This is a genomic window from Lysinibacillus sp. CD3-6, from assembly GCF_006351725.2.
Taxonomy (GTDB): domain Bacteria; phylum Bacillota; class Bacilli; order Bacillales_A; family Planococcaceae; genus Lysinibacillus.
The window spans coordinates 384,245-400,149 of the sequence record NZ_CP085880.1 but is presented as its reverse complement, the minus strand read 5'-3'; the positions used below and the strand labels follow the sequence as shown (position 1 = coordinate 400,149).

Here is a 15,905-nt window from a genome sequence, read left to right as displayed (position 1 = left end):
AGAACTATCATTTACATTTAATGTAGTTATAATAACCTATACAAATAATAAATTTATGCTTTTTCACCAGCAATAGATAGCCACGTTACACATACAAGCATAACGAAAACTCCCACTAATTGCCACAATCCAAGCGATGTGCCGAACACAATTACTGAAATCACCATTGCCGTTAACGGTTCAATACTTGATAAGATACTTGTCTCTACAGCTGTAATATACTTCATGCTACTTAAAAATAGAATAAATGCTAAAGTACCTGTAAATATTAATGCCATCATTAGTCCTGTAATTTTTAAATCTGTAAAGACAATCCATTGATTGGATTGCCATACACGACTTATTATACCTAGTGTTATTCCACCAATGAACATTCCCCATCCTACAACAAGTAACACATTCCATTCCTTCATAAGACGTGCTGGATATAGGGTGTAAAATGCAAATGTTAATCCAACCGCTACTCCCCATAATAAGGCTTTATTACTAACTAATAAAGAATCAAATGAAGCGTTCGTTAGTAGCAGGAACAATCCTATTAATGTGCCAATAATACCTAACACTTGATATTTAGGGGGCCATTTCTTTAAACTAAGAGAGACATAAGCAACAACAAATATTGGGGCTAAAAATTGCAGTAACGTAGCTAATACAGCATTACTTTCATTTATAGCTCCGACAAAGGCATATTGTACTCCAAGCATCCCTACGATACCGAAGATGATGAGCTGCCTACTCCAAAGCTTTTGCTGCCAAATACAAAAAATATCTTTACCTGTTAACAACAAATATGTAAGTAAGAAAATACCTGCTACCGACAATCGTATTGTCAGCATAAAAGAGACTGTCAATGCTGTATGATTAAGTAACCATTCCATTAATGGTCCAGTTGCCCCCCATAGCATTGCTCCAGAGATAATAAAAAGTATACCTTTTAATCGTTCCATCCAATTCCCGCTTCCTATATACGTACTAAAAATTGTTATTTTTCTTCAAAACTTTTCTTTTATTTTACTAGAAAAGTCCTATCTTTTCCGATTATCAAATATTTACAAATATATTCATAATGACTAATTCCCGATAATTCTCTATAATATTAGTATATATTGATTACCCAAGGAGATCGAATAATCATGAGTCTTAAGCACAAATCATTTACGATAGATGAGCATTATATAAATTCACTTCCTTTTCCTGCAATTGTCATAACACAAAATGGACAAGCAACTATTTCAGGAAAACACGCTGAAGAATTATTTGGTTTTTCAGTCAATGACATTACAGGACATACTACTCCATCCATACATGAAAATCTACTAAGAAATCTTTCAAAAGAGACGTTTCAATCGATTTTACAAAATGAAGAAAGTACATATATAGATCAGGTTCAGGTTTACACCCAATCCAATGAAGAAATCACTACGGCCATGCTGGCTAAGCCATACTTTGAACAAGGTGAACATCTTATTCTTATTATGTTTATGTTACCAGAATTAATGATTAATTCGGTTTCAAACAGCAGCACTTATGTAGACTTAAAACAAGGTTTAGACTCTACATTTATGACCGTAACACTTGATCGTGACGGATTTATTTTAGAATGTAATGCTGAGTTTTTAAAAATTAGTCAATGGACACCAAAGCGCGTTATCGGTAAAACATTTTGGCAATTATTCCCTGAAAATGAAGCGAGCGAAAAAATAACAAATACGATTTGGCGCAATTTAAACAATGGAAACACATGGCAAGGTGAAATTGAAAAAGTTACGAAAACAGGTCAGTCATATTGGGTACTTCTCACAGCTATCCCAACGTTTAATTTAGAGGTAAATGAGCAACAATTTATTTTAATTGAAAAGGATATTACAAAGTCTAAGACGATTCAGCATCAGCTTGAGAAAATTGCGTATATAGATACCGAAACAGGCCTAATGAATGCTCATCGACTGGAAAAAGTAATTTCTAAAATGATCGAGGAAGAAAAACACTTCTCCTTCGTCTATTTAAGTATCGATAAATTTTACACATTAAAAGAACTACATGATCAACAAATAAATCAAAGTCTTATTATTGAATTTACAAATCGTATTAAAATGTACTTCCAGGACAGCACAATGGCACGTATAAATGAAAATGATTTCGTTGTCATTACACCTTTAAGTGAATGGTTTATTCAAGGATTCTTGTCCTATTTACAACAGCATCCGATTTATAGCAGCAATATTGCCGTTCCTATTTCAATTAGTGGAGGAATTACACGCTTCCCTGAGGACCAGACGACTTTCTCTCAACTGATGAAAGCGTCTATTGCAACAATTACATCGGTGCGCGAAGCTGGTGGAGACAAAATTGTGTCACTTTCAAAAGCAACACATAAAGCTTTAAATCGTAAAGCCTTAATTGAAAAACGTCTACTACAAGCACTGGATCAGAAAAACTTAAAAGTACTTTATCAACCACAAGTGGATGTATACACGGGTAAAATTACAGCTGTAGAGGCTTTAGTTCGTTGGGAAGATGAAGTCATTGGCGTAGTTTCACCAGATGAGCTTATTCCAATTGCTGAGGAAACTGGGCTTATTAACAATATTGGTTCGTTTATGCTTGAGAAAGCTTGCGAACAAGCGCTTATTTGGAAAAAGGCTGGTCTAAATTTAAAAGTGGCAATTAACTCTTCTGTCCGCGAATTCCGTGATAAAAACATGGCCAAGTCAATTCTTGAAATGCTGGCAAAAACAAATTGTCCAGCAAACCTTATTCAAATTGAAATTACAGAGAAATTTGCATTGGAAGCTGAAGCAGCGACCTTTATTACACAACAAATGCGCAAGCTTGAAAATGAAGGCATCGCTTTTGTCTTAGATGATTTCGGTACAGGTTATGGTTCATTCCGCTATATGCAAATTTTACCGATTGATACATTAAAAATTGATAAAGCATTTACTAGTTCGTTATTAAAATCCGAAAAATCACAAAAGCTTATGCATGGTATGATACAGTTGGGCAAATCCATGGAGCTAAAAGTGGTAGCTGAGGGTGTTGAAACAGCTGAGCAAGCTGATTTGTTAATTACTTACGGTTGCGATACGATTCAAGGTTTTTATATTAGCAAACCTGTTACGCCCGAAGAAATTGAAGCATTACTTGTAAAATAAGAGACACGATAAAGAGCTGTTCCTAAGGATATAATCCCTTATGGAGCAGCTCTTTTTTATCGCTTGTCATCATATAAAGTCAATAGCATTTATTTTCTGTAAGTCTTTTGCAACTTTAACTTGCCCGACCGTACAGCCCGAAACACAAACTGCATTAATACTTCTGCAAACACTAGGCCCATAACAATAGCACCTGTAATTAAAAACGCCTTCAGCCCATACTGTAAGCCTTGTAAATAATCGTCTTCGACTACATTTCGCATTGCATTGTAAGCCATCCCCCCTGGTACAAGAGGAATTATTCCCGCAACAATAAAGATAATCATTGGCATTTTAAAACGTCGGGCATATAAGTGCGCAACAATCGCAATGACAAATGAGCTAAAAAACGAAGCGTCTACAACATCCATTCCGTGCTCTGTTAATAAATAATAAATCATCCAGCCAATGACACCTACAAAACCACAATGAAACAAGGTTTTTCTAGGAACATTAAAAATAATCGCAATGCCTGCTGTTGAAAAAAAGCTCACGATTAATTGTACGAATATATCCATTTTTTCCGCCTCCTAAAACGATAGGATGACGGCAATTGCAGAGCCGATAGCAAAAGCCGTTAAAAACGCCTCTGCTCCTTTTGCCATCCCTGACATAAAATGACCCGCCATTAAATCCCTTACCGCATTGGTGATTAAAATACCTGGCACTAGTGGCATAACAGAGCTAATGATAATTTTATCAATTTCTGTACCGTAGTGAAATTTCACCGCAAAAAAAGCAATAGTACCAATAATTAACGAAGCTGTGAACTCCGAGAAAAACTTCACTTTTGTTAAATGGTTCATTAAAATAAGAGTAAGAAACCCTAACCCTCCTGCTATAAATGCCGCAGGGAAATCAGACCATCCACCCTTAAACATAATTAGAAAACAGCCACTCGCAAGTGCTGCTGCAAATACTTGTATATACATTGGCAAAAAATAATTTGTTTTTTGTATCGTCTTTAGCTCGTCATAAGCGTCTTCTAATGATATTATGTGAGATGTGAGTCTACGAGATACTGAATTTACCATGGATATTTTTTGTAAATCAGTAACCCTACTGGAAATCGAAGTGATTCTCGTCGGCTGTGTCTTGCCTAACGAAAAAATGATCCCTGTAGGTGTAGCATAACATTGCGCATCTAGCATATTTTGAGATTGTGCCATACGTAACATCGTATCTTCTACACGATATGTTTCTGCACCACTTTCAATCATAATTCGCCCTGCAAGTAACAAGCAGTCAATAGTAAATTCATTATCCACTTCATGTGATAGCATTCCAGTTATCTACCTCCTTCAAAAGGTTCCTTGCATATAGTAACGAACTGTAAATAAAAACTCAACCAAAAATCTTCGATATTATCAATTATATTTTGGAATAATTGTATCTGTCGCTAAATGATACAATGCCTTCACTTCAAAATCCATTTATTAATCGAATTTAATTGAGCTTTAACCTGTAAAATCAATTTGCAAGATGGACTATTTATAAGTTATTTGCATGGTAGTTATAAAAAACTGTTACATATTCAATTTTTTATTATATTTCTATTTAATTGTAAAAAATATTTGTAGATTTCTATAACTTTTCCTATGACTCGTACGTCTGATTTTATAGAAGAATAATTATAGAAAGGAGCGGACCCCATTGATAGAGGAACGCAGAAAAAGACGCCGCCCAATAATTGATTTATTGTTAATTGGGCTCATTGTTACATTAATATCCATCATCCTTGTTATTATACTATCTAAGGATGAATTTAAATTCCAAAAAATCAGTGCCTCGAAAGACACAAATAGTGAATCTAATTTATCCACAGAAAACTCTGCGTTTCCTGGCATACGTATTGTATCTGACGTTTCTAAAGACAAACGTTCACCTTTTGCCGTTCACTATCCACAAACAGAAAATAAAGTTTTTAACGAGACCGTACTACAATATATTACGGAGGCTAAAGACAACTATCTGTCATCTATGAAAAAAAATAAAGATAAAAAGGCGCAAGGTGAACTTACTATAAATTTAGAGACCTTCCCATATCACGAGCATTACTATTCATTTGTCTTGACGAAAATGCTGTATTTAGGCGGAGCAAATCATGTCGTTTCAACAAAAACATTTTTCTATAATAACGAGACAGGTGAGCAAATTAATATACAAACGTTATTACAAAACGATAACAATAACTTATCAACTTTAGCGGCATATGTTCGCAAAGACTTACAACAAAATCTTCAGTTAAAAGAAATGCTAAATGAAGAAGAGCTACTTAAAGTAACGGAGCCAAAATGGGAAAACTTTAATCGCTTTGCCATTGTCGATGATTCGATACACTTTTACTTTGACGAGTATGAAATCGCAAGTGGATCAGCAGGTGCACCTATCGTGAAACTTTCCCTTTCACTTATCAATCCATTGTTAGCATCTGAATTCCAAATTGCTATGGAGACAATGGAACCGACAAACCCTCCTGTACCCCCAGGAGATCCAAACGTTAAACGTATTGCGTTAACATTTGACGACGGTCCACATCCAAAAGTAACCGAACAAATTTTAAATACGCTCGACAAGTACCATGCTAAAGCTACATTCTTTATGCTTGGCAGTCGTGTGAAGCATTATCCTGATATCGCTAGGGATGTTCTCGCACGTGGACATGAAGTTGGCAATCATACATGGAACCATCCTGTATTGACAAAAATGCCATTAGAACAAGTATTAAAAGAATATACATCTACCGCTAATGAAATTGAATTAGCAATTAATCAAGGCGCAACCGTTTTTAGACCACCATATGGAGCGACTAATGATGAAATTAACGAAAAAATACCAGTTCCTGTAGTACTTTGGAGCATTGATACATTAGACTGGAAACATCGTAACTCACAATTATTATTAACGTACATTAAAAGTAATTTGCACAATAACTCCATCGTTTTAATGCATGATATTCATCAATCGACAGCAGATGGACTTGATGCTGTACTCGCTTATTTACAAGGTGAAGGCTATGAATTTGTGACAGTGTCTGAAATCCTTCCTTATCGTCAATAGCAAGAATAGAAAAAGTGTTAGATTGATTTGGTCAATCTAACACTTTTTGCTATGTCATTCACGTTGATGTCCGCTACGGTGGTGCTTTCTGCACGACACCGTATGCCATGCCATGCCTTCGCTTCTATTTAATCGTTAACGTATCTAACGGTTTGAAATCTTTTAGCGAGTAACTCTTTACTTCATTGCGTGCAATTGTATACAAAGTGTCCTCGACGTAAACTACACGTTGGACGTTCTGCTCCCAATTTTCATATGGCTCACCAGCGGTTTTATGAATAATATTCCCTTTTAGTGCAATGCCCTTCTCCGCTGTTATTTCATAAATTTGTGCACCTTGGCCTTGGTAAACGACTTCATCGCCCTTCCCTTCCTCATAAAGCACAACAGGGAAGCCGAAGTAGTTAAGGTCTTTATTGCGGAATAATGCTTTAGGGTTGTATTGTACATCTGAATAAGAGCCTTTCCCTCCGATTTTTACAGTTGATTGCTCTTTGGGGTTTTTAAAATCTGTAACATCGAATAACGACATTTTCATATTAGTCGTTACCGTGAAATTACGCTTCGTATAAGAATCAAAGCGTTCCTCTGTATCATAACCAATCCCAATTAAGTGTGTATCATCTAACGGATGTAAATAGTTGCTAAACCCTGGAATTTTTAATTCACCTAGCACTGTTGGCTTTTTCGGATTGGCTACATCGATAACAAAAAGTGGATCTACTTGTTTAAATGTTACGACATAAGCTTTCTCTCCCATAAAGCGTGCTGAATACACTTTTTCTCCTGGTGCCAAATCCTTTACTGCACCAATTTCCTTTAAGTTTTTATCTAAAATAAACAGATGATTTCGGGAAATATTTTTCTCATCCCACATATTTCCTTCTGTCGTTACGATGCGGAAATTCCCCTCGTACTCATCCATTGAATATTGGTTTAACACAGAACCTTTAACTTCACTCGTACCAACAAAGCTCAAGGCTGTTCCATCTAAATCCCATTTAAACACCTGTGTATTACTTGATAAAGGCATCCAGATTCTATCCATAATACCGCCAAGTGGCACTGCTTGATTGCCATCATAAATTGGTGTAGTTAAATATAGTGCATCTTCTGACATATAAAGTCCACTGCTACCGCCTAAATATCCTTTTGTGTTAGCAGTAGTTTTGGCCCCATTTTTTAAATCAATTGCCGTAATTAAACTATATGTGCCATCCATTGTATTTGGTAAAATCGAAATCTTATCAAGTGATAAGCTTTTGTATTCCTTACTCTCAACACTATCATACATTATTGGCTTTAAATCATGTGTGCCTTCTTCTTGAAGAATCCAATAATTCGGATGCATATTACCGATTAAATACAGCGTATCATTTGTAATACGCATATCCTGTAAATAGCCCTCCTGAGCGACTTCACGTATGAATTTTGGATTTTTCGGATTAGTAATATCATAAAAAACTGCCGTCGACATGCTTGTGCCTGATTTTTCAATATAGTCTTCTCCGATAGCAATTAATACATTATCGTATAATGCTAGCTTCACAATATATTGAGATTCCTTTTGTTTAATTGTCGTTGCCAGCTTCAAGCTTTTAGGATTATTTGCATCCACAACCGTTATACTTTGATCTTTTACAGCGTAAATAAAGCCATCTTTTACAACGACTATATCGCCCTCTTCGACACCTTCAACTTGGTTGTTTGTCGTAGAAGAATCATTAGCTGAAGATGCGCTATCTTTACTACTTGAAGTACTCTCTTCAAGGATGCCCATTTCTGGCGCCTTACTACCATTTGCAATTATGGCTTCAAAATATTGCTGTAGTTCTTTTTCAGTTTTTACTGCCTCTAGTTTTTCAATAACAGTAAATGCAATATCATGAGATGTTGTTTTAAGCGTACTATAAGCGAATGCTGCTTTATCTACATGTAATCGATAACTACCTGGAGAAAGTTTACTAACAATCAGTGATTTTTTATCTTCTCCCAACGTAATTGTTGCTGTTACCGTTTGCCCCGCTTCATCGGTAACGTAGACAAATTCATCCGTTATGTTTGTTGATTTTAATGCTTGTGTAAAGGATGCTGTCCAACTTTGCGTTGACATAATTGTACTCGTTGCTTTCGCATGCGCTTCTGGGGAAACGATAAATGTGAAGACCCCTGGCAAAACAGCTAAAACGACGATAATCATTATGGCTAGCCATTTACCTCTCATTATTTTCCACTCCTTCATATACTTGTTTTATAATTAGACTACTAAAGTGTTATAAAGTTACATTTAAAGAAAAAATTTTATAAAAAATAAAAGCGATACATTGAAACAAAACTTTGAGGAGCATGTCGGTAAATAAAAATAATCCATTTTGATAAAAATATTATCAAAATGGATTATTTATTAATGGTTGCTAATAAGGACTGTCCTTCCTTCTCCTCTTATAAACCTTCTCCAAAATCTAGCGTGCTACCTGTTTCTACTAAAGTTTTTGTATTACTTAAAATCATCCACCAAGCTATGTCACTGTTGTCATAGGAGGCATCGCCTTCTTTCCATTGGTCATGAATAAGTGTCAATTTCGTGCATGATCCAACAGGCTCTAAAAGATAAGAAATTCTTGATTCCAATGCTTTATTTTCCTTTACATAAGACTTTCCAGGATAGTGAGTAAAACGTAGTAAGCGATTTGGTTCATATTCCATTACGTTGCCATATACATGTACTGTTTTATCTCCATCTACACCTGGACCGACATATTCCAAAAGGTCACCAACTTGAAATGTAGAGTTAATGACAGAACCATAATAAATTTGTTTTGTACCTTCAGGAGAGATAAGTGCTTTCCAAACTTCCTCAGGTGTACCTGCAATAAAAAATTGATATTTTAAATCATTCATCATTTTTATACCTCCTAATAATTTTGTTTTGAACATTTACAGTATAAAAAAACTTCACTGACAACTACGGTCAGTGAAGTGAAGTATTTTGATAATGCTTGAATATCTCAAAGCTAATAGTTGCCAATTGTTCCTGTAATAAAGTTGGCTCCAAAATAGTAAGTGATTTACCATAAGGGAGAAGAAAGTAAGGTACAAAACTATGAATGGACTCTTTATCAACCTTAAAAAGAGCCTGATTATTTTTTCGTTCTATTAAAGCATGATTGAATAACCAATGCTGACATAAATCATCTAGCACATGTGCATTACCTTCGATACGGACTGAAACGAGTTTATCAAGCTGATTCGAATCAGGTAAAAGGTCTTTTAAAAAGTAAGAACGTGCGGAGAATCCAAAAGGCCGATCAAATTTTTGATCTGTTTTGGACAATGATTGAATACGATCCATTCTAAAACTCCTCACTTCTTTCCGTAAATGGCAATAAGCTACTGTGTACCATTTACTTTTCCAATATACAATACCATAAGGGTCGATATAACGAGATTGAGGTTCAATCTCTCTTTCTTTAAGATAAACGATATTTACACTATAACTGTCTGCAACAGCCATTTCTAAATCTTGAAGAATAGATTTTAAAGAAGGTGCAACAGTCGGATGTATAACTTCAAATCCTCTTAAATGATTATTTATATGATTCAGTTGTTCCTCGTTTGTATACATTTTCAATTTAGAAATAGCTTCATCTAAAGTTTCACTAAAAGGATACCCAGCATCTATTGCAAATTTTGCAGCGTGTACAAGCGCTTTCTGCTCATCCTGGTTAAAAAATAAAGGGACCTTTGTAAATTCATTCAGTAAACTGTACCCACCGTTATGCCCTGCATCTGAAATGATTGGTACCCCACTTGCACAGAGAGCATCAATATAACGGTATACCGTGCGAATACTGATTTCTAATTCTTCAGCTAGCTCCTTTGCAGTCAATTGTTTCCTTGTTTTAAGGAGCCATAATATAGAAAGCATATTAACCATTTTAGACATATACAAAGATTCCTTTCTCCGAAATTCAAATCCACTTAATACGCTTATTCTGGAAGAACATTCTACTTTATTATAAATATCTTACTGTGGCATTTAAATAAAGGTTGGTAAAATATTTATTTTATGGAGTTCAGCTCACACTGTAGATGGCTACTGCCGTTGATTTCTATTACGAACTAGCAATTTCCACAGGAGTCTTCGTAAATTTTTTTCTTCCCATTACATAAAATTGTGTGAAAATTGTGTGAGTGCCTGACACCTAAAAAAACACCTAAAAAAATGACAAAGGGCAACAAGAAAATTACTCTTGATGCCCTTTGTCGATATCAATGTCTCTTATTTACTCATCAAATGGCCATTTAGGTAACATTTTTGCTAACGGCTTATCGTTTCGTCGGCCAAGTACATAATCCGCCTGCATTATCGTATGAATTTCTCGTGTACCTTCATAAATTACTGGCGCTTTAGAGTTACGAAGATAACGCGCAACAGGATAATCATCTGAGTAGCCGTATGCGCCATGAATTTGCAGTGCATCATCCGCTGCCTTGTTGGCAAAATCACAAGCCTGCCACTTTGCCAACGAAGTTTCTCTTGTATTGCGAATACCGTTATTTTTCAACTCTCCAACTCTATAAACAAGTAGTCGACTCATTTGATAGCCTGCTTCCATTTTAGCAATCATTTGACCGACAAGTTGATGCTCCCCGATCGGCTTGCCAAATGTCTCACGCTCATGACAATATTTCACACTTGCCTCAATACACGCTTGAATAAGGCCAACTGCACCCGCTGCTACTGTAAAGCGACCATTATCCAGTGCGGACATGGCAATTTTAAAGCCTTCTCCCTCTTCACCTAAACGATTTTCTACTGGAATGCGCAAGTCCTCGAAAAAAAGTTCTCCTGTATTACCTGCCCGAATGCCATACTTCCCTTTAATCGCCTTGGATGAAAAGCCATCCATTGAGCGTTCAACAATAAAGGCGCTAATACCATGATGCTTTTTCGATTTGTCTGTATAGGCAAAGACGATAAAGTGGTCGGCTATATCACATAAGGAAATCCATGTTTTTTGGCCATTTAATACATAAAAATCACCATCGCGTACAGCCGTCGTAGTCATTGCCGCCACATCAGAACCTGCACCAGGCTCAGTCAGTCCAAATGCGCCAATACGTTCACCTTTCGCCTGTGGCACAAGGTATTGCTGTTTTTGTGCCTCAGTGCCCCATTGCATTAACGTCATACTATTTAAACCTATATGGACGGATACAGCCGTTCGAAAAGCTGTATCCCCTCGTTCTAGTTCCTCACAAACGATAGCAAGTGCATTATAATCCATGCCACTGCCACCATACTTTTCAGGTACACATACACCCATAAATCCAAGCTCAGCAAGCCTTGACCAAATGGTTGCATCAAAACTTCCTTGTGCATCCCACTTTGCAATATGCGGCATTATTTCATCATCAACAAACTGGCGCACAGTTTTTCTTAGTATTTCCTGCTCTGTTGTAAATTCGAAATTCAAGGCCTTCACCTACCATTTCACAATCATTGCAGACTTATGAGAAGTTTCCTTAATGACAACACCACGTTTTGCCATTTCTTTAATATACGGCTCACCTGGTACAATCGTTTCTGGAGCAAAAACCCCACGTTCTGTAATAAGCCCATCGCCAATCATTTGTGCTACTACCGAAATTGTATTTGCTGTTGCACGAGCCATCGCTGTTTCATTAACCGTCATATCTTTACGTACGACCATTTCGTATTCATATGTGACTTGCTGTTGTGCCTTTTCACCTGCAACAATGACACGTAATAGCACCGCATCAGGCTTTGTTCCAAGTTCAAGTTTTTTCTTCAGCGCCTCTCTGACAACCGCTCTTACAGGCACTTCTTGATTTTCCAGCTCTACATTATTACTAGCATCTAAAAATCCTAAGTCTGCTAATAATTTAAATTTCTCTGCATGCCCCTTATAACGAATCGTTTTATATTCTAATGTGTGGACATTTGGGAATGTCTTATAAAGAGTGGAAATACCACCCGATGTATAAAATGCCTCAAGCACACCAAAACCATCGAAATAAATAGGTTCAATTCCTGATAAAGATGGAACTTCTTCAAGTTTACCCTTTTGAATCATTTTAGAAGGCTGAGTATAGTGGTCAAATACACCATCAAGAGAAAAGACGCGCGTATAATGCAAAGGTGGCTTCGGCTCTGTAGGTATACCACCTACATATAGTTTAATAGATTCGACTTCATCTAATTTTGTTGCCCCATAGCCTGCTAATATGTTCACCATACCTGGCGCTACACCTAAATCAGGTATGATAGTCACACCTTTTGCCTTGGCTTCTTCATGTAATGCCAAAATCTTTTCAGTTACACCACCGATATGTCCCCCTAAATCTACGGAATGAACACCCGCCTCTATTGCTGCCCTTGCTACTCGTTCATTAAATGAATAGAACAATGCATTTACAACAACATTACCTTTTGCAATTACCGATGTTAATGACTCATCATTTTCCGCATGCAACTCCACTACTTCAACTTTATCTGTATTTAATGTATCTACAAACTGTTGAGCTACATTTACGTCGATATCCCCTAAAAAGACACGTTCAACACTGTTATTTTTTATTAAATCACGAGCTACTTCTTTCCCCATCAATCCTGCACCTAATACAACAACTTTCATCATGAACATCCCCTTTCATAGATCTGTTACTTTGTATCGATTTGTGCTCTTTGTAATTTGCCGCTGTAGTCAACGTAAATACTCTTCCATTCTGTGTAAACATCCAATGCTGCTACTCCAGAATCTCGATGTCCATTTCCTGTTCCTTTCGTTCCCCCGAATGGCAAATGGATTTCTGCTCCTGTCGTACCTGCATTGATATAAACAATACCTGTATCTAAATCTCGTTGAGCGCGGAAAATCGTATTAACATTTTGTGAGAAAATAGAGCTTGATAAGCCAAATTTCACACCATTATTGACTTCAATTGCTTCATCTAAGCTTGCAACTTCAATAAGAGAGACGACTGGTCCAAAAATTTCTTCCTGCGCTATAATCATATGTGGCTTTACATTTGTAAACAGTGTCGGCTCATAGTAAAACCCTTTATCATAAGGAGCCTCATTTAAAATTTTGCCTCCTGTTAATAATGTGGCACCTTCCTGTTTACCAATTTGTACATAATGATTAATTTTTTCTAATGCCGCTCTATTAATTACTGGACCAATTTTTACACTTTCATCTAAACCGTCTCCAATAGTTAAAAACTGCATTGCTTCTAGTAGACGGTTTTCTAATTCTTCTCTTACATCTTTATGCACAATGACACGACTACATGCTGTACAACGTTGACCTGCTGTACCAAATGCACTCCATAATATCGCTTCAGTAGCAAGCTGTAAGTCTGCATCGTCCATGACAATTACAGCATTTTTCCCACCCATTTCGAGTGAAACTTTCTTTAAATGCTTCCCTCCAAGTTCCGCCACCTTACTTCCCGTTGTGGTAGAACCAGTGAACGAAATCACTTTAACATCAGGATGCTCAATTAATGCTGTACCAACAGTAGGCCCTGTACCAAAAATAATATTTGCTACCCCTTCTGGTAAGCCCACTTCCTCAAAAATCTTCCCCATTTCATATGCCATCATTGGTGTTTCATTAGATGGCTTCCAAATAAACGTATTGCCCGCCACAAGAGCAGGAAAAGACTTCCACGTAGCGATGGCAACAGGGAAATTCCACGGTGTTATTAGACCTACTACACCGATGGGTGCGCGAACACTCATGGCGAATTTATTGGCAAGCTCAGACGGTGTTGTCTCCCCAAACAACCTTCGCCCTTCCCCTGCCATATAATAAGCCATATCGATCCCTTCCTGTACTTCTCCTCTTGCTTCTTCAATCACCTTACCCATTTCTTTTGTTAAAACGGTCGCCAAATATTCTTTCTTTTCCTTCATCCGTTGACCGATGGCATATAAATAATCTGCACGCTTTGGTGCTGGCACAAGTGCCCATTGTTTTTGCGCAGCCTTCGCTACATTTACCGCTTCCATCACTTCAGTTGCAGTGGAAAGTGGTATTGACGCTAAGTGCTCTCCATTTGCAGGATTTGTCACTGCTATACTTTGTAAATGCGAATGTGTAACCCATTTACCACCGATATAGTTTTTAATTTCCATTACAAACACCCCCTGATAAATCTATGATGCTTTGGCTTTCAACGTATCTTTTTCTTTCGCTACAGAAAATATCTGCGCTATTGCTTCCTTATGCGCATAGGATTACATTTATGCAGCTAAAAGTGTCAAAATTCCGAATTTTCATTTTAAAGAACCTTCTTGAGCATTAATCTCATCTTGAAGCAATGTTGGTGAAAAAATCGGTGATTTTTGCCAAAGGTTTTATCTTTGTCCAGCAATTATATATAGTTAGTGCATACTTTCTTCACTATATAGAAACAACTGGCGAAAAGATAAATAATACACATTCTAGTGTTTTATATTCGACATTTTCTATCTTATTCCCTTTATTTCTAAAATTATTAATTACGCAATGAAACTATCCTGACTAATAATCGTATACAATAACAATAAATGATATTGGAGGAATTACACTATGAATAACCATGAAATCGACTACAAAATATTTGGTGATGACATGCAATATGTGCAGGTGGAACTTGATCCGCAAGAAACGGTAGTTGCTGAAGCAGGAGCCTTAATGATGATGGATGATGCTATTCAGATGGAAACGATTTTTGGTGACGGCTCAAGAGGAAGTTCTCAAAGCGGTTTTATGGGGAAATTACTTGGAGCAGGTAAACGTCTTGTAACAGGCGAAAGCTTATTTATGACCACATTTACGAACGCTGGTTCAGGAAAACGCCATGTTTATTTCGCATCACCATATCCTGGGAAAATTATCCCTATGGATTTAAGTCAATTAAAGGGAAAAATCATTTGTCAAAAGGATGCTTTTTTAGCTGCTGCTAAAGGCGTTTCAGTTGGTGTTGAATTCCAGAAAAAAATCGGCGTAGGTTTCTTCGGTGGGGAAGGCTTCATTATGCAAAAGCTTGAAGGTGACGGAATGGCTTTCGTACATGCAGGGGGCGCCATTCATCAAAAAACTTTACAGCCTGGCGAAGTATTGCGTGTTGATACAGGTTGTTTAGTAGCAATGACTTCTGACGTTGATTACAATATTGAAATGGTTGGCGGCGTGAAAACTGCACTATTTGGTGGAGAAGGAATCTTCTTCGCAACTTTGCGCGGTCCTGGTACTGTTTGGGTCCAATCATTACCATTTAGCCGATTAGCAAGTCGTGTCTTTGCAGCTGCACCGATTTCACAAGGTGGTGGCGGACAATCTGCAGGTGAAGGTGGTATTGGTGGACTATTTGATATGTTCAATAAGTAGCAACTAGACATATCTAGTCTCAAAAATGTTTCCTGTCATCTTCAGTACTTCTAACAGATTAAGGCGAGCTAAACAAAGCTCGTACTCTTCTCTGTCGTTGCAGTTTTGTTGCATTTCACTTAGCATGGTTATTCAAAATATAGTTGATTTTAGGGCTGCTTGTTCTTTATAAGAATCAAGCAACCCTTCTTTTAACTAAAATTGTTTGAAATTGTTTGTGTGCCTGGCACTTCACTTAGGCACTTCG

Annotated in this window: 12 protein-coding genes; 3 read left to right on the top strand and 9 right to left on the bottom strand. The window is 36.9% G+C overall.

Going from position 1 to position 15,905, the window contains the following annotated elements; genetic code table 11:
* Positions 1 to 53 precede the first annotated feature (53 nt).
* A complete protein-coding gene (locus FH508_RS01895; RefSeq protein ID WP_173478735.1) occupies positions 54 to 947 on the bottom strand; it encodes a DMT family transporter in 894 nt (297 codons plus the stop codon).
* Between the two features lie 186 nt (positions 948 to 1,133).
* Between FH508_RS01895 and FH508_RS01890 the strand changes: the two genes are divergently transcribed.
* Entirely contained in the window at positions 1,134 to 3,155 is a 2,022-nt protein-coding gene (locus FH508_RS01890; protein WP_173478736.1) for a bifunctional diguanylate cyclase/phosphodiesterase, read from the top strand.
* An 89-nt stretch (positions 3,156 to 3,244) separates the two neighbouring features.
* On the opposite strand, the gene FH508_RS01885 is transcribed toward FH508_RS01890, so the two are convergent.
* Positions 3,245 to 3,712 carry a threonine/serine exporter family protein gene (locus FH508_RS01885; protein ID WP_173478737.1) on the bottom strand — a complete coding sequence of 156 codons (468 nt, stop codon included), beginning with the start codon at positions 3,710 to 3,712 and terminating at the stop codon, positions 3,245 to 3,247.
* 12 nt (positions 3,713 to 3,724) lie between these two features.
* Complete coding sequence (locus tag FH508_RS01880) at positions 3,725 to 4,477, bottom strand: threonine/serine exporter family protein (protein WP_173478738.1); 753 nt, start codon at positions 4,475 to 4,477, stop codon at positions 3,725 to 3,727.
* Between the two features lie 370 nt (positions 4,478 to 4,847).
* On the opposite strand from FH508_RS01880, the gene FH508_RS01875 reads away from it, so the two are divergent.
* Complete coding sequence (locus tag FH508_RS01875) at positions 4,848 to 6,254, top strand: polysaccharide deacetylase family protein (protein WP_217270280.1); 1,407 nt, start codon at positions 4,848 to 4,850, stop codon at positions 6,252 to 6,254.
* Between the two features lie 124 nt (positions 6,255 to 6,378).
* Here FH508_RS01875 and FH508_RS01870 read toward each other — a convergent pair whose 3' ends face one another.
* From FH508_RS01870 to FH508_RS01845, 6 genes are all read right to left on the bottom strand, one after another.
* Positions 6,379 to 8,478, bottom strand: a complete 2,100-nt coding sequence (locus FH508_RS01870; protein WP_139860001.1) for a beta-propeller domain-containing protein — start codon at positions 8,476 to 8,478, stop codon at positions 6,379 to 6,381.
* Between the two features lie 218 nt (positions 8,479 to 8,696).
* Positions 8,697 to 9,155: an SRPBCC domain-containing protein gene (locus FH508_RS01865; RefSeq protein ID WP_173478836.1), complete on the bottom strand. Its 459-nt coding sequence runs from the start codon at positions 9,153 to 9,155 to the stop codon at positions 8,697 to 8,699.
* A gap of 70 nt (positions 9,156 to 9,225) precedes the next feature.
* On the bottom strand, positions 9,226 to 10,200 hold the full coding sequence (locus tag FH508_RS01860) for a helix-turn-helix transcriptional regulator (protein WP_173478739.1): 975 nt from the start codon (positions 10,198 to 10,200) through the stop codon (positions 9,226 to 9,228).
* Positions 10,201 to 10,540: 340 nt separating this feature from the next.
* Positions 10,541 to 11,734, bottom strand: a complete 1,194-nt coding sequence (locus FH508_RS01855; protein WP_173478740.1) for an acyl-CoA dehydrogenase family protein — start codon at positions 11,732 to 11,734, stop codon at positions 10,541 to 10,543.
* Positions 11,735 to 11,743: 9 nt separating this feature from the next.
* Positions 11,744 to 12,916, bottom strand: coding sequence for a saccharopine dehydrogenase family protein (locus tag FH508_RS01850; protein WP_173478837.1), 1,173 nt, complete (start codon positions 12,914 to 12,916; stop codon positions 11,744 to 11,746).
* Positions 12,917 to 12,942: 26 nt separating this feature from the next.
* A complete protein-coding gene (locus FH508_RS01845) occupies positions 12,943 to 14,421 on the bottom strand; it encodes an aldehyde dehydrogenase family protein (RefSeq protein ID WP_173478741.1) in 1,479 nt (492 codons plus the stop codon).
* A 436-nt stretch (positions 14,422 to 14,857) separates the two neighbouring features.
* Between FH508_RS01845 and FH508_RS01840 the strand changes: the two genes are divergently transcribed.
* Positions 14,858 to 15,658 (top strand): TIGR00266 family protein, encoded by an 801-nt coding sequence (locus tag FH508_RS01840; RefSeq protein ID WP_173478742.1) that lies wholly within the window; start codon positions 14,858 to 14,860, stop codon positions 15,656 to 15,658.
* Positions 15,659 to 15,905: the final 247 nt, after the last annotated feature.